Raw genomic sequence first — 15,974 nt, 5'->3', positions numbered from 1 at the left:
TTTGAATAAAAGTAGTACAATCGTTAGTGCAATGGAAGTGCATTTGTTATCCACTACACTTATCACATATACCTTTTACAACCAAGTTTACATTTTCTGAAACAAAGCCATCAGGCACTTTAATTTTTGGTATTTTATGGTCTGTTAAGCAAATGGTTTCATTACAATTGTTACAATGGAAATGTAAGTGTAAATCTTTATTTATATCACAACTACAACCTTGTTCACATAAAGCATATTTGGTAATACCTGTACCATCATCTATTTGATGTACAATGTCTTTTTCCTCGAATGTTTTAATAGTTCTGTACAATGTAGTTCTATCTGCTTTTTCAAAAGCATTTTCTATATCACTTAATGTTACTGCTACTTGTTTCTCTGCAAGAAACTTATAAATCAATAAACGCATTGCCGTAACGCGAATATTTTTTAACTCTAATAATTGTTCTATGGTTTGCATAATCTAATGTTCGTGTTCTGCTTCGCCTTTTTTCATTTCGGCTATTAAATAATACGCATTGTTATAAGCGAATTTTGTGATTTTATCTTGTTCTTCAGTAAATTGAACAGCTACCCAATTGCCATCTTTTGCTCCTAAAAGCACTTCAATAGGTTTAAAACTCCAATCGTCATTTTCTTTTTCTGCCGAAAACACGAAAAATCTATCACCTTCTTTTACTATCGCACTTTCAGGAAGTGCTTTTGTTTTGGTGTTCTCTACTTGAATTTTACCTTGGATATACATTCCAGGAATTAAGTTACCTTTCTTGTTTTCAATTTCAGCGTGTACGTGTACTGCTTTAGGGTCATCTTCAAATGTTTTGCTTACGGAATAGATTTCTGCTGTTAATTCTTCATCTTGCATTATTTGTATATTAAAGCTTACTTTTTGACCTTTCTTAACTTTATACACATCTTTTTCAAAGACCATTAAATCAGCGTGAACGTGATCTGTATTTACAATTTCAAAGAGTTCAGTTTGTGGTTCAACATACTGTCCTGTTTTTACTTCTACCTTTTGCACATAGCCTTCAATAGGACTGCGTAATGATATACTTTGAGCAATTGTTCCATTTCGTACTGATGACGTATTTATGTTTAATAGTTTCAACTGCGCTTCCAATCCATTTACCATAGCTTTAGAGGCATCATATTCGGCTTCGGCCTTTTGAAAATTTGCACCAGAGCCAACTCCTGCATCATATAATTTTTGTTGACGCTCAAAGTTCTTCTTTAAAAAATTACTATTGCTAAAAGCATTCAAATAATCGGTTTGCATTTGAATAATATTTGGATGTGAAAGATATGCCACAATTTGACCTTTATTCACTTTGTCTCCTTCAATCACTTTTATGGATAACACATTTGCACCAACTACAGAAGTTATTGCTGCTTCACTTTGTGGTGGTACTTCCAATGTGCCATTTGCTTCTACATAACCACTCATATTACGCAATGCAATGGTGTCTATCTTCATTTTTAAAGCTTCAAACTGTTGTTGTGAAAGCATCACTTCTTCGCCTTCGCTATGGTCATCGTTTTCTTCAATCTTTTGTTCCTCGTTATGGGAATGACCATCACCTTCCTTATGGCTTTCTTTATTTCCGCAAGCAACAACTAAAAATGAAACTGTTAGTAGTGCTAAAATTATATATTGTGTGTTTTTCATTGTCTTATTGATTAAAATATTGTAGTTGAAATGTGCTTTCTAAATAATTTATTAATGCTTCTTGAGATTGTAATTCAGATTGAATAGCTTCTTTTATAAGTTGTGTAAACGCTGTGTAATCAATCTCTCCTTCTTTATAAGCAAACAAAGCACCAGTTTTTTGTTCTTTAATAAGTGGTAATACTTCATCCTTATAGAACAGCCAAGATGTTTTCCATTTTTGGTGATTTTCTTTGGCTTGATTAAATTTAGATTGCACTTCCTTTTGCTTGAACTGCATATTTGATTCGGCAATTTGCCTATCAATTTTTGCAGTTCTAACTTGTGCTTTTGTTGTACCAGATAAAAACGGTATGGAAATACCAGCTTGATAGGTATAAAACCCTGAATTTCCATTTACTTTTTGTAAACCACCTTGAAGGTTTAACTTTGGTAAATTTTCAGCTTTGGCAGCTTTAAAGTTTGCTTCTGCCTCTGCGAGTTGAAGTTGAGAAAAACTATATAAAGGGTGTGTTTCTAAAGTAAAGGATTCTACATTTATTTCGCTCGCTATATCAATTTCATCTGAAACCGTATAAAAATCATCTGAAATCAACCACAAGTTTAATTGTTGTAAAGCAATAACATATTTGCTTTTTGATTGCAAAAATTTATTCTGAATCTGTAAGGCTTGATTTTTGGCTGCTGCATATTCCAGTTTAGAAATGGCTTCTACTTCATAATTTAAAGCAACTGCTTTTTCAAAGTTGGTATAGATGGAATCTAACTCTTTGTATAAATTATAATTCCTTTTACTCTGTAAAGCATTTGCCCAAGCTTTCTTTACTTCCAATTCTAAATCTAATTCTGAAAGCTGAAACGCTTTTTTAGCTAACTGAATACGTTGCTCCAGTAATTTTCTCTTTGGTGCTATACCAAATACATCAATATTTGATTGACCAACTCCAATAGTGGTGTAAATACCATTTCCGTTATTGATTTCTTCACCTCCCGTAAAAATTTGAGTCGTTCCAAAATCATAAGCAGTTCCTTTTAATTGTTGTTGCTTATCAATTTCGAGTTGTTGTTGTTTTAAACTTGGATAGTTTTCTTTAGCCAATTTTACAGCTTCTTGCATCGAAATAATTGGTAAAGAATCATTTATTTGTTGCGCATCTCCTGTTATTGGCAACAAAAACATAAAAGCTATGACAGCAGTAACTGTAATTACTTTTTTATTTGCTCTAAACTTAAATGATTTGTTTTCTACCCAATGATACAATATAGGTAAAACGAATAATGTTAATAATGTAGAGGTTAACAAACCACCAATTACAACGGTTGCTAAAGGTCGTTGTACTTCTGCACCTGCTGATGATGAAATAGCCATTGGTAAAAAGCCTAATACATCTGTAAAGGCAGTTAGCATAATAGGTCTGATTCTTCGTTTAGTACCTTCTATAATTCTATCTTTTAGATTGGTAATACCCTCTTCTTTTAATTCATTCAGACCACTAATCATTACTAATCCGTTTAATACTGCAACACCAAACAAAACAATAAAACCAACACCTGCCGAGATACTAAATGGCATATCTCGTAACCACAACGCTACAACACCACCAATGGTTGCCATTGGGATTGCGATGTAAATCATCAAGGTTTGTGATAAGGATTTTAATGCAAAATAAATCAGTACAAAAATGAGTAACAAGGCAATAGGAACAACAGTTTGTAAACGGTTACTGGCACGTTCTAAATTTTCAAAAGCACCACCATAGCGAATAAAATAACCTGATGGAAGTTTTAATTGTGCATCTAATTTTGATTTAATTTCTGTAACTAACGATTTTACGTCACGCCCTCTAACATTGACACCTACATAAGTTCTTCTGTTTGTATTGTCTCTACTGATTTGCATTGGACCAGCTTTGTAGCTAACATCCGCAATTTCACGTAATGGAATTTGAGAGCCAGAAGGTAGGTTGATATACAAGTTTTGAACATCGGAAATATCTTTTCGGTTTTGAGCACTTAAACGTACTACCAAATCGAAACGTTTTTCACCTTCAAAAATAACACCTGCTATACCACCTGCAAATGCAGATTGTATGGTTTGATTAAGCGTATTTATTTGAAGTCCGTATTGTGCCAATTTATTTCTATTGTAATTAATAGTCATTTGTGGTAGACCTGTTGTGGCTTCCGCTTTCATATCTCCAATACCTTCAGTACCTGCAATAATTTTAGATATTTCTTCTGCTTTTTGAGATAGAATGTCAATATCTTCACCATAGAGCTTTATGGCAATATCTTCACGAACTCCTTCAAGCAATTCATTGAAGCGCATCTCGATAGGTTGGGTAAACTCATAATTAACACCAGGAACCATTCCAACTGCTTCTTTCATTGCTTCAATTAATTCATCCTTTGACTCTACTGTTGTCCATTCGCTTTTGGGTTTCAGAATCACAAAAACATCAGCAATATCCATTGGCATTGGGTCTGTTGGAATTTCAGCAACCCCAATACGACTAACAATTTTATCGACTTCTGGAAATTTTGCTTTTACTATTTGTTCTATTTTAGTCGTAGTTTCAATGGTTTCTGTAAGGGAACTACCTGGTTTTAAAATAGCGTGAAATGCAATATCCCCTTCATCCAATTGCGGGATAAACTCACCACCTATTCGAGAAAACATAAAAACTGTAATTCCGAACAATACAACTGCAACGCCAATTACCCATTTACCTTTTCGTAAGGCTCTAACCAATAAAGGTTGATATTTGTCTTCAACCCAATTTACAAATCTATCTCCATAGGATTTTTTATCATTTTTTGGTGCTCTTAATATTAAAGCTGACATCATTGGTACATAGGTTAAACACAGTACCATTGCTCCAATCATAGCAAAAATAAAAGTCAAAGCCATTGGTTTAAACATTTTTCCTTCTATACCTTGCAAGGCTAAAATGGGAAGAAAAACGATAAGGATAATTAATTGACCGAAGAAAGCAGCATTCATCATCTTTTTTGAAGCATTAGTAGCAACTTTATCTCTTTCTTTAGATGTAAGTTGTTTCTTTTTCAAAACCTGTGATGCTATAAGAAAAACAGTGCTTTCGACAATAATTACAGCTCCATCTACAATGATTCCAAAATCTATTGCTCCTAAACTCATTAAATTTACCCAAACATCAAAAACGTTCATTAAAATAAAAGCGAATAATAAGGATAATGGAATAGTAGAAGCCACTATTAAACCACCTCGCCAATTACCTAACAAAAAAACCAACACAAAAATGACAATTAATGCGCCTTCAATAAGATTAGTTGTAACCGTAGAAGTTGTTTCGCTAATTAATTTACTTCGGTCTAATAATGGCTCAATAATTACGCCTTCGGGTAATGACTTTTCAATTTGAGACATTCGCTCTTTTACGTTTGCAATAACATCATTGGAATTTGCTCCTTTTAGCATCATAACCAAACCACCTACTACTTCGCCTTCTCCATCTTGTGTTAATGCACCATAACGAATAGCTGAACCAAATTGTACTTTGGCAATATCGTCAATAGTAACAGGAATGTTATTAATATTCTTGACAGTGATTTTTTTAATATCATCTAAATTTCGTACCAAACCTTCTCCTCGAATAAAGTTAGCTTGATGGTTCTTCTCAATATATGCACCTCCTGTATTTTGATTATTGGCTTCAAGAGCATTAAACACATCTGTAATTGTTAGACCAATAGCGTTTAATTCGTTTGGATCAACTGCTACTTCGTACTGTTTAATTTTACCACCAATAGCGTTTACTTCTACCACACCAGGAACCATTGCCATTTGACGTTGTACAATCCAATCCTGCATTGTGCGCAAATCAGTAACTGAATATTTGTCTTTATACTCTGGTTTTACTTTAAGTGTGTATTGATAGATTTCTCCTAATCCAGAAGAGATAGGTCCCATAGCAGGTTCGCCAAAACCACTTGGAATTTGTTCTTTAACTTCGTTTAGCTTTTCAGCTACTAATTGACGTGGTAGATAGGTTCCCATATCATCGTCAAAAACAATAGTAACCACAGATAAACCAAAACGAGAAATGGAACGGATTTCCTTTACATCAGGTAGGTTGCTCATTGCAACTTCTACTGGATAGGTTACAAATTGTTCAATGTCCTCTGTACCTAAATTGGGTGCTTGTGTAATAACCTGTACTTGGTTGTTGGTAATATCTGGAACAGCATCGATGGGCACTTGGGTCATACTCCAAATACCTGCTCCAACAATGGTAAGCGTTAGCAAACCAATAATGAATTTGTTATTGATTGAAAAATCAATGATTTTATTAATCATAGAAAATGTTTTAATTCAGTTAAACTTTTCGGTATAATTCTGATATAGAAAATAGAATTACACGAAATGAAAAGAACCATATAGGTTCAAAATTGGATATAGTTATCCTTTAAAAAAACTGAATTATGCCCTTGGTGGCTGGAAAAGCGATTCCAAATATCTGGAAGTGAAGTTTACTTTATGTAAATTATACTGTTTTTTCTCTTCAAAATTTAGTTGATTGGTTAAAGCCAAAGTATTGTTGGCAATAATTAATACCAATGGGTGACAACATTGATTATGGGAATGAATAGGTGTATTTTCTTTATCTGGGCTATGATGATGCTCTTTATTTTGAGCATTATTATCAATGTAATCTTCAACTACATATTCAAAGAAAGAGTCTCCATAAACTTTATGGTCTTGATAATGGGTAATGACTTTTGAAATATCTTTAATCGGTCCACAGAAGTCCATATCTATGCTTATTCCTTGAAAAAGGAATAAAACAGACATTAATATGGAAAAGAATATTTTCATATAATTTTGACAAATATATAAATTATTTAATGCAGTGGTATTGCAAAAAAGACTAACTCTTAATTTCTTAAAAAGTCTATTGAGAATATATGTTGATCAACCTCAAATTTATATGAGATTTTAAATTCATATAAATCACATATTTTTTTTACAATAGCTAATCCCAATCCTGTTGACTGATTTGTACTAGATTCTCTATAAAATCGTAAAAATAAATTCTCTGGATTTGCTAAAACTTTCTCTCCAAAGTTAGAAATAATCAACAATTTACTTTTGGTTATAATTGTAATCTCTTCATTCTTTTTACTGTGCTTAATAGCGTTAGAAATTAAGTTATTAATTAATATATCTGCTAGATATACATCCATAGAAACAGAGAGTTTGTTTTCTGGATTATAAACTAGGTTTGCAAATTGGAGCTCTTTAAAACTTTCAATCTTTTCATTAATTAAATCAGATACGTTGACATTTTCAATATTTATAAATTGATTATTATCAATCTTAGTTAAAGTTGTTATTCTTTTATTAAGCTGTTTTAAACGTTGAATATCTTTTTGAATGGATGTTACTTGCTCAAACTGTTTATCACTTATTTCGTGTTCGTTTATAATATTATCTATCTTGGCCTGGATAATAGCTAATGGCGTTTGCATCTCATGTGATACATCCTCAGTAAACTGTTTTAAACTTTCGTAATCTTTCCTTACTTTATCCGCTAAAGTTTCAATTTCGGTTTTTAATTCAGAAAATTCTAAAACATCACTATCTACTAAATTTAAGGTATCTTTAGATGTTAATGAAAAACGTTTCATTTGTTCTAAGTTCTTAAAAAACGGATCCCATAATTTAAGGTTTCTAGTAGTATTAAAGTAAAAAAGAAATATAAACGCAATTACAAATATCGTAATGTTAGAAATAACAATTGCCAAAGCTAAATCTTCAGATTCAACAACCATATTTCTTACTGTTATTTGGTAGTCTATGCCATTAATATTTTTATAAGTTGAAAGTTCTCTAAACAATTCCATTTCGTCTTGAGAAGGGTCATAAATAATTGTATCCTTTAATACTTCACTTTGTACATTATCCGTTTTTTTAACTTCTATAACCGGTGATAAAGAAAAAACAACACTATCATTTTTAATGGCATCTGCAACTCTAGACTCTGTTGAATACAAAACTTCTTCTACCTCACTTTTTAAAAGATAGCTGGTGTAAAAATACAACGCTAAAGAGCTTAATAATACTAAAAGTACACCTCCAAACAAAAAAGTCTTAGAGGTTTTTTGTATAAGTCTTGTTTTTTTTGACACGTTTAAATAATTTATTAATCTTCAATAAACTTATATCCACTACCATAGGCAGTTTTTATATATTTAGCGCCTTCAGCAGTTAACTTTTTACGCAGATTATTAATATGTACGTAAATAAAATCAAAATTATCTAACAAATCACTATTATCTCCCCAAAGATGTTCTGCTATAATTTCTTTTGAAAGTACACGACCCTTGTTAGATATAAAAAACACAAGTAAATCATATTCTTTACGAGTTAACGCGATTGCTTTACCGTCTATGTAAGCCGTTCTAGATTTTGTATCTATTTTTATCTCGTTAAACTCCATAATTTCGTCCCCACCATATTTGCCACGACGAAGAACTGCTTTTATACGAGAATTTAATTCTGCTAAGTGAAATGGCTTTGTAATGTAATCATCTGCACCTAAATCAAGTCCTTCTAACTTATCTGTTAAAGAGTTATTTGCCGAAATAATAATAACCCCTGCCCTCTTTTTCTCTTTTTTTAAAAAACGGAGCACGTCTAGACCACTACCAGAAATAAGATTAATATCTAAGATAATTACATCATAATCATAAATAGCTGCTTTTTCTGAAGCTTCACCAAAATCTGAAGCAACTTCACAAATATTCCCATCACGTTGCAAATAGGTAACAATAGATTGTTGTAAATCTAGTTCATCTTCAGCTACTAAATATTTCATATTAATGAATTTAAAAAAATAAAATTAATATTTGATTCTAAAGAAATATTAAAGTTGAAAATATTATTTATAAATGAATTTAAACCTGAAGGCTTTTCGTTAGCACGCTTGTACTTGCTATGAATTTTACAGAGTTTAAGCAGCCGTTCAGGATTTAGGATTTAATTCCAGTAAGTCCCATAAATTTCCGTATAAATCCTTAAAAACAGGAACAGTTCCGTAATTCACTTTTTTTGGTTTTATAGGTTGTGTTATATCCTGTCTTTTTTTAGCATTGATATTTCATTTAAAAGTTTAATAACTATTTTTCCTAAACATACTACGTCATTGGGCTTTATTATTATTCTTTCTCCTTCTTGATAATTTATATCTCCAGTTTTAGTTATGTATTTCTGGTCTACTATTCCAGCCTTATGTTCTATTAGGTGTCTTTTTTGAGTGTATTTATATAGATTTTCTAGTTCAGTCTTTGTTAACCAATCATCGTACCCAGTTCCAAATAATGTAAACCATAGTTTATTACTTTTTTCAACATTTTGAAAGGCATTAAATGGTGCTGTTTTACTAGATATTGAATTATATCTCAACTCACTATAATTTTGGAGAGTCCCTATTATTTCTGAAATGGAGTTTTTAATTATAGATTTTGTTATTACTGTTGCTTCGTCTTTATTTAAATTTGTTTCTAGGGTCTCTTGAATCTTTTCTATATTATTGGTATTAGAAAGAATTTTTTCAACGGCTTTTTTAGCGTTTTCTTCAATATTATTGTTTCCGCACGATGGACAAAAATATGCAGAGCCAACAACTGAATATCTGCAATTACATTTTACACATTTTAGGTTTAACTCGAATTCCTCTCTCGGTTTAATGGATATGTTTTGTCCAGTTTGCGAATATCCATAATTCCAAAATTCCCTTATTGATTTTTTCAAATCGCTAATCACTTCATTATTTTGCTCGACTGTCAAATAACTTTTAGCCTCGGAATTATTCTTGCAAAAAGGGCAAAATACTTCTTCTTCTCTTACAATCTTTAACCAATCTTCTCTATGTATTTTAAAAAGGGATTCACATTCACTTTTGGGACATTGCCTGTCAATCATTCCATTTTTATCTGGAATAATTGGAATTACCATTTTTGATATATCCTCAATGTGATTTTTAAATTCTCCTAGTTTGTCACTCAAGTCTTGTAAACTGCCCATTTTCTAAATTTTGAATTAGTTTTGCAGGGTTATATATAACGGCTGGGCTAAGCGTAATGCGTAGGCAAGGAAACTTTTCGTTTCCGTCTGCGCACGAAGCTAAAGCTTATTGTTTAGTTTTATTTTTTCTTTTCCAAAGCTAAATTCATAAGATTTAGTGACTTTATAAATATACACAGACCTTTCGATTTTGCCCTAAAGTCCGGATTACGTTTAGGTTTTGTTAGCAAATGTTATTTTTTTTAGAGTACTATTTTCAGACCTAGATATGTTCAATTTTATCTCAGATTTAAAGTATCGATTCCATCATTTTTGGTAGACTCTTGCTTTTTATATTCAAGTTTTTCTATACTCTCAATTCGTGATTCTATTTCTTGTATTTTGTTATTTTGCATATCGTTTTGCATTTCAATTTTAATCCATAATGCCATTGCCGCAATAAATAGAGAAACAATTGGTATAAATATTTGAGCAAAGTTTTTTAGCCATCCCAAAATTATGCCCCAGTTTTTATCCAAATATTTTTTATTTGAATACGCACTTAGTCCAATATTAGTTTCAATAATAAACGAGTCTGAAGATTCAAGATATTTAATTTCATTACAAGCACTCAATTCAGAAATTATTACAGCATATAATTTTTTGTTTTTTCCGATAAGATTGATTATTTCTTTTTTCAGCATCTAAAAAATATAGTACATAATTGGGTATATACTGTTTCCAATATATTGGATTATCCCATTGAATTTTTAATAACAAATTAATTTCACTTCTAATTTTAAAAATGTCATTTTTTTCTATTTCTCTTAATGTTTTTAGGGCTATATCCCTATCTGTAGAAATATTAAACTTTTTTAAAAGACGTTTCGGAATGGACTCATAATAAATCCATTTCTTATTGGTTATTGGATCCTTATGGGCGTGAAAAAAAATAGAATTACCTTTGTTGAACTTTGAGATACTATTTTCCATAGTTCTTCGGTTACAACCTAAATCAACTAAATAATCAATAGAAATTATTAGTTTCTTATCTTTAATCTTGTAATTATCCATTTGTCAAGAGTTTAATTAATATATACTTTTAAGTCATTGTATCTAAATAATATTATTCTAATCTTTATTCTAAAAAATTCTAATTAAGAAAATCGGGATTCCCTTTTATTTATATTGCAGGTATTGCAGGTATTGCATATATTGTAAATAACAATATGTACTTAATAAAAATTGCTTTTTACACTAAAAGCTATTTAGTTTTTTATAAAAGTATAAAAATAATATAAAAATAATATAAAAAAGTTTAATATTCAAAAAACAATGACAATAGGTGAGAGACTTAAAGAATTAAGGACGCTAAGAGGACTAACTTTAGTTGAACTAGAGAACAAATCAGGTGTGTCCTTTGTACAAATAGGTAGATATGAAAATAACAAAGCCAAACCATCAGCGAAAACAATTCTTAAGCTTGCTAATGCTTTAAATGTTAGAATAGAAGAGTTAACTAATAAGTTAATCTACACTACAAATAATGATGATCCAGATTTTATAAAATTGGATGCAAAATATACAAAGCTTAAAAATTTAGAAGTAATAAGTAAAGAGTCTAAAAATGCAATAGAGAAGATTTTTGATCTTGTGATTTTAGAATCATCAATAAATGAAGAAATGCTTAAAAAATAAAAATGGTAATTTTAATTTAGCATTAATCTAAAAAAATGCTTTTTTAGCAGTTTTAAATTGTTAGGTATATTTTCAAAAAAACTTCTTACCTCCTATAAACATTAATAAATCGAGAGTTTTTTACCGTAACTCGAAATGTCAATTTTAAATTAACAGTTACAATTTCAGCGATATTTTACATAATTAATGATATAATTGACTTTATGCTTATATTGAGTAATTATGTAAATCTAATTGTGGCTTAGTTAGAATAATTTAGATGTGTAGCTATAATTAGTCGTTATGTAAAACTAAAATACATTTTCACAAAAAGTTATAAAATTACAATTGAACCTATAATTACAACAAAACGCATACTGCTTATAATTTGCGTATTCTGTAATTAGGTACAGAAATTTTTAAATACGCGATTCTCGTGGAATTGGTATTTTAGATAAAAAGAATAATCTCTTAAAATAAAAGAAACAATCCCGAATCGTCTGGACAAAGGCTGCATATAATTTTGGAAACAATTAACAGCTCATTCGCTATATATTAGAATGCATTGTAACTCGTTAAATTTATTTTGAATTAATATTAAACTTAGTTTATACAACAGTATTTAAGCGCTATAAATTTAAAATATACGGCTCCAGTTAAAAATATAACTAATTAAAAATATAATTGTTAAAAACATTTGATTAATGTTAAAAACTAAAGCTTACAATGATGGAATCTTCTTATTAAATTTGAAAGTGTGAATTTTTAAAATCCAATTAAATGGAAAGTGAAATTATTGATAAAAACTTTAATGATGAAAAGCCAATTGAATTAGATTTACTTACACCTTTAAATAAAAAAGAAGATAAAAGAGTACAAATATATATTAAGCATATTAATGATGCTATTTCAAAGTCTGAGGTTAGAAACTTAGCACTTACAGGAGTTTATGGTTCAGGAAAGAGTACAATAATTAAATCTTATAAATCAAAATACCCTACTAAAAAAATACTTAACATTTCTTTAGCTTCATTCAATGAAACAGTAAAGTACGATGAATTTAAAGATCAAATACAATTATCGATTCTTCAACAAATAATTTATAGTCAAGATTCAGAAAAATTACCAGATTCAAGAATTAACCGTATTAGAGAAATAGATATATGGAAAAAGAGTCATCTTTTAAAAGTAATTGTATTATTGGTGTTTTTAATTTCTACATACTCAATATTAAATTTTTTTACATCTGAATTAAATCCAAATCACTGGAGTGTCTCTTTAGGGTTTAGTTGGTGGAGCTTTATCTCTTTTTTACTCTTTTTAGGATCTTCTTTTTTTATTGGGCAATTTTTGATTAAAATAATGTCTAATTCTAAAATCAATAAGATAAGTGTAAAAGGAGAAGCTGAACTTGGTAGTAAAGTTGAACATAAAGATTTTCTAAATAAATATATCGATGAAATTTTATATTTTTTTGAAAAAGTTAATATTGATATTGTAGTTATAGAAGATTTAGACAGATTTAATAGTACAGAAATATATAGAACACTTAGAGAATTAAATTTTATACTCAATAATTATCTTGAAAATACTACTCAAAAATTTAAAAAAGTTACTTTTCTATATGCTATTAAAGATGATTTATTTTTAAATGAATTTGAAAGAACTAAATTTTTCGACTTAATTATTCCAACAATTCCATTCGTTAACTTCAGTAATTCTAAAAATGTTTTAACAAAGAAATTAATTGATTTATATAAAAATGAAAAGAACCTTTTTAATAACCCCAATGGTAATAAAGATTTTATTAATACGGTATCTGCATTCATAACTGATAATAGAATACTTATTAATATTATAAATGAGTTCATCATTTATAAAGAGCAACAGAAACTACAAATAGAAGAATTCAACCAAGAAAAGCTTCTAGCCCTAATAATATACAAAAATTTAAGACCAAAGGATTTTTCAAGACTACATAATGGTGATAGTAATATTGATATTGTTTTTTCTAATAAAAGTAAGTTAATTGAAAATTCAATAAAAAAACATACGGGAAAAATAGATGAGATAACCAAAGCAATAGACAATATTAATCAAGAGAATCTAGAAAATATTGCAGAACTAAATACTATTTTTTTATACTATATTAGAGAGAAAATTGGAGAAGTATCAGCAAATGGATTGAAAATTGGAGATACAAAAAAGACATTTAAAGAGATACTTGATGAAAGTATTGATTTAAATCCATTATATGATAATAATATTAATTGGTATAATAACTATTATGAATATTCTCTAGACATGAGTTTAGAAAAAATAGATAAATTAGTAGGCCATAATTATTCTGAAAAATATAATATTATTGTAAATGAAAATATATTAATTAAAGAAAAAGAGAATGAAATAGATAAATTAAGAATATCAATAAAAAAAATAAAAAATGAATCTCTTTCTCAAATTCTAAAAGAAAAAGATTTATCAAAAGAAAAATTAAAAGAAGAATTTGAAAGCTTTTATGTAGAAAGTGAAATCAAAGATGAAAAAGAGCGTATTTATAATGATTTACTTTTAGTTTTTTTATTGGAAAATGGATATATAGATGAACATTACAGAGTTTATATTTCTACATTTCAAAAAGGAGGTATTACAGAAAAAGACCAGGAATTTAAAATCAATATTATATCTAGAGTAAATGAGCCAAAGCCTTTTGATTACGAACTATCAAATATTGATGAAATTGTTAATGACTTGCCAATTAACTATTTTGATGATAGCAGAATTTTAAATATTAATTTAATAGATTTTCTAGTAATTCATAAGGGGTCTTACTCATCTAAACTTGCAGCATCACTTAAAGTTATTTCTAAATGGGATAAAAGAAGTCAACAGTTTTTTACAGAATTTCTTTATCACGGGACTAAAAAAGAAATACTACTCAAAGAATTAGCTAGAACCTGGAAAGATTTATGGAGTAAAATACATTCAAATTCTGACTTTTTAGAAAAAGATAAAAAGCAACTTCTATTTTTAATGCTTAGTAATTTGGATAATGAAACCTTAATATCCTTAAATAAGGAAAAGGTTTTGAGTGATTATATAGCCAATAATATTGAAATTATTTATAATTATAATTCGGATAGTCAATTGAAAAGAATAGAGGAAGTTTTTTCAAAAAAAGTATTAGATATAAAGTTTAAAGAATTAATTCCTTTTGCTAATAAATATAAAAAATTGTTTGAATTTATATATGAACATAATAGATATGATATCAATCATAATAACATTGGGAAGCTATTAGAGTATTATTTAGATACAAATTTTGATAAAGATTCTTTTGAAAACTCTAATTTGAGTTATATAATTAATTCCAACTTAATAGAATTAATTGACTATTTAGAAAATGATAGTTTCAATTTGTATTTATCTAATCTATACTCTAAGTTAGAAAGCAATCAATATGATGATGAAGTAAACATTTTAAAAGTAATAAATGAAAAAGGTGTCTTAGAAGAAAATGTTATACTTTTTCTTCAAAATCAAGAAGTAAAAATCAATAAATTATATGATATTGAAGATAGAAATTTCTTTAGTTTGGTATTTGAGTATAATAACATTACAGCGACTTGGAGTAATATTTACAACTATTACCTTGAGTCTGATAATATTTTTGATAAGTCATTAAATAGATACCTTAATGACGACGAAAACTATATCAATCTCAGCCTTGAAGGTGAAATTTCTTTTGAGATACAGACTGAAAAGAAGCTTAAATTCATTTCAACTCTAATAAGTAATAATTTTTTAGAAATAGATCCATATACAGAATTCTTAAATTGCATTCCAAATGATTTTGAATTATTTAGTGATTTTGCTTTTGAATCTATTAATGAAGATAAAGTTGAAATTCTAATAAAAGAAAATGTAATTGAATTAAAGGCTACATATTATGATTCTTTAAAAAAATATCATCCTGAATTGCATATTGAATTGTTAATTAAAAAAGAATCAAGCTATAAAGAATTTATAAAAGATTACGACATAGATTTAGATGACAAAACACTCCTTTTACAAAACTCACAATTAGCCAATAAAAATAAATTATTATTGGTAGATAAAGTTTCCGTAATTGAAATAAACAGTAGTGAAGAATTGTCTGAAGAGTTATGTAATCTAGTTATAAATACAAGTAGTTTGCTTTTGTCTACAGAAAAGTTAGTAGCATTACTTAATCAGAAAATAACAATTGAGCAAAAAGTGAAACTTATTGTATTGTACGGATCTAAGTTGACTAATTTAGAATTAATACATATTTTGGAAAAAAGTCTACCTAGAAATTATAATGTTGTTTCTAGTTCTCAGTTGATGATAAATGATAACGAATATAACTTAGAATTAATAACGTTACTTCAGAATAAAGGTATTGCTGGTAAATGTAAAGAAGCCAAGAATAAAAAAATAAGAGTTTGGTTAAAGAACTTCGTAAAAAAATAGAATACCGTTTGATAATATTATAATAGCTGCGTATTAATTCCACACACATTCCACTTCCCTCCTACGCTGTTTCATTAAAAAACAAAA

General features: G+C 28.8%; 10 protein-coding genes. 2 read left to right on the top strand and 8 right to left on the bottom strand.

All coding sequences use genetic code 11. The annotated features are described in order from the left end of the window. Positions 1 to 46: 46 nt before the first annotated feature. The 8 genes from AX016_RS12620 to AX016_RS12585 form a co-directional block, all read right to left on the bottom strand. Positions 47 to 460, bottom strand: coding sequence for a Fur family transcriptional regulator (locus tag AX016_RS12620; RefSeq protein ID WP_028283530.1), 414 nt, complete (start codon positions 458 to 460; stop codon positions 47 to 49). A gap of 3 nt (positions 461 to 463) precedes the next feature. Further along, positions 464 to 1,669, bottom strand: coding sequence for an efflux RND transporter periplasmic adaptor subunit (locus AX016_RS12615; protein ID WP_100895947.1), 1,206 nt, complete (start codon positions 1,667 to 1,669; stop codon positions 464 to 466). A gap of 4 nt (positions 1,670 to 1,673) precedes the next feature. Further along, the gene (locus tag AX016_RS12610; protein ID WP_034643579.1) at positions 1,674 to 6,008 is read right to left on the bottom strand and encodes a CusA/CzcA family heavy metal efflux RND transporter; all 4,335 of its coding nucleotides are present in this window, start codon (positions 6,006 to 6,008) and stop codon (positions 1,674 to 1,676) included. A gap of 123 nt (positions 6,009 to 6,131) precedes the next feature. After that, positions 6,132 to 6,527: a hypothetical protein gene (locus AX016_RS12605; RefSeq protein ID WP_232732624.1), complete on the bottom strand. Its 396-nt coding sequence runs from the start codon at positions 6,525 to 6,527 to the stop codon at positions 6,132 to 6,134. A gap of 59 nt (positions 6,528 to 6,586) precedes the next feature. Next, positions 6,587 to 7,840, bottom strand: a complete 1,254-nt coding sequence (locus AX016_RS12600) for a sensor histidine kinase (protein WP_034643585.1) — start codon at positions 7,838 to 7,840, stop codon at positions 6,587 to 6,589. 14 nt (positions 7,841 to 7,854) lie between these two features. Next, on the bottom strand, positions 7,855 to 8,529 hold the full coding sequence (locus AX016_RS12595) for a response regulator transcription factor (RefSeq protein ID WP_034643588.1): 675 nt from the start codon (positions 8,527 to 8,529) through the stop codon (positions 7,855 to 7,857). 251 nt (positions 8,530 to 8,780) lie between these two features. Then, positions 8,781 to 9,737, bottom strand: a complete 957-nt coding sequence (locus AX016_RS12590) for a hypothetical protein (protein ID WP_100895946.1) — start codon at positions 9,735 to 9,737, stop codon at positions 8,781 to 8,783. A gap of 278 nt (positions 9,738 to 10,015) precedes the next feature. Further along, a complete protein-coding gene (locus tag AX016_RS12585) occupies positions 10,016 to 10,420 on the bottom strand; it encodes a hypothetical protein (RefSeq protein ID WP_100895945.1) in 405 nt (134 codons plus the stop codon). Positions 10,421 to 11,051: 631 nt separating this feature from the next. Here AX016_RS12585 and AX016_RS12575 point away from each other — a divergent pair. Both AX016_RS12575 and AX016_RS12570 read left to right on the top strand, forming a co-directional pair. Further along, positions 11,052 to 11,414 (top strand): helix-turn-helix domain-containing protein, encoded by a 363-nt coding sequence (locus AX016_RS12575; protein ID WP_100895943.1) that lies wholly within the window; start codon positions 11,052 to 11,054, stop codon positions 11,412 to 11,414. Between the two features lie 759 nt (positions 11,415 to 12,173). After that, a complete protein-coding gene (locus tag AX016_RS12570) occupies positions 12,174 to 15,887 on the top strand; it encodes a YobI family P-loop NTPase (RefSeq protein WP_100895942.1) in 3,714 nt (1,237 codons plus the stop codon). Positions 15,888 to 15,974 lie beyond the last annotated feature (87 nt).

This window comes from Cellulophaga sp. RHA19 (assembly GCF_002813425.1).
Lineage (GTDB): Bacteria > Bacteroidota > Bacteroidia > Flavobacteriales > Flavobacteriaceae > Cellulophaga.
Note: the sequence above shows the minus strand (reverse complement) of the source record. Positions and strands in the feature narration are given on the sequence as shown.

Excerpts from the sequence above, each read along its gene's own strand:
- AX016_RS12620 (WP_028283530.1), bottom strand. The coding sequence starts at position 460 with ATGCAAACCATAGAACAATTATTAGAGTTAAAAAATATTCGCGTTACG.
- AX016_RS12615 (WP_100895947.1), bottom strand. The coding sequence starts at position 1,669 with ATGAAAAACACACAATATATAATTTTAGCACTACTAACAGTTTCATTT.
- AX016_RS12610 (WP_034643579.1), bottom strand. The coding sequence starts at position 6,008 with ATGATTAATAAAATCATTGATTTTTCAATCAATAACAAATTCATTATT.
- AX016_RS12605 (WP_232732624.1), bottom strand. The coding sequence starts at position 6,527 with ATGAAAATATTCTTTTCCATATTAATGTCTGTTTTATTCCTTTTTCAA.
- AX016_RS12595 (WP_034643588.1), bottom strand. The coding sequence starts at position 8,529 with ATGAAATATTTAGTAGCTGAAGATGAACTAGATTTACAACAATCTATT.
- AX016_RS12590 (WP_100895946.1), bottom strand. The coding sequence starts at position 9,737 with ATGGGCAGTTTACAAGACTTGAGTGACAAACTAGGAGAATTTAAAAAT.
- AX016_RS12585 (WP_100895945.1), bottom strand. The coding sequence starts at position 10,420 with ATGCTGAAAAAAGAAATAATCAATCTTATCGGAAAAAACAAAAAATTA.
- AX016_RS12575 (WP_100895943.1), top strand. The coding sequence starts at position 11,052 with ATGACAATAGGTGAGAGACTTAAAGAATTAAGGACGCTAAGAGGACTA.
- AX016_RS12570 (WP_100895942.1), top strand. The coding sequence starts at position 12,174 with ATGGAAAGTGAAATTATTGATAAAAACTTTAATGATGAAAAGCCAATT.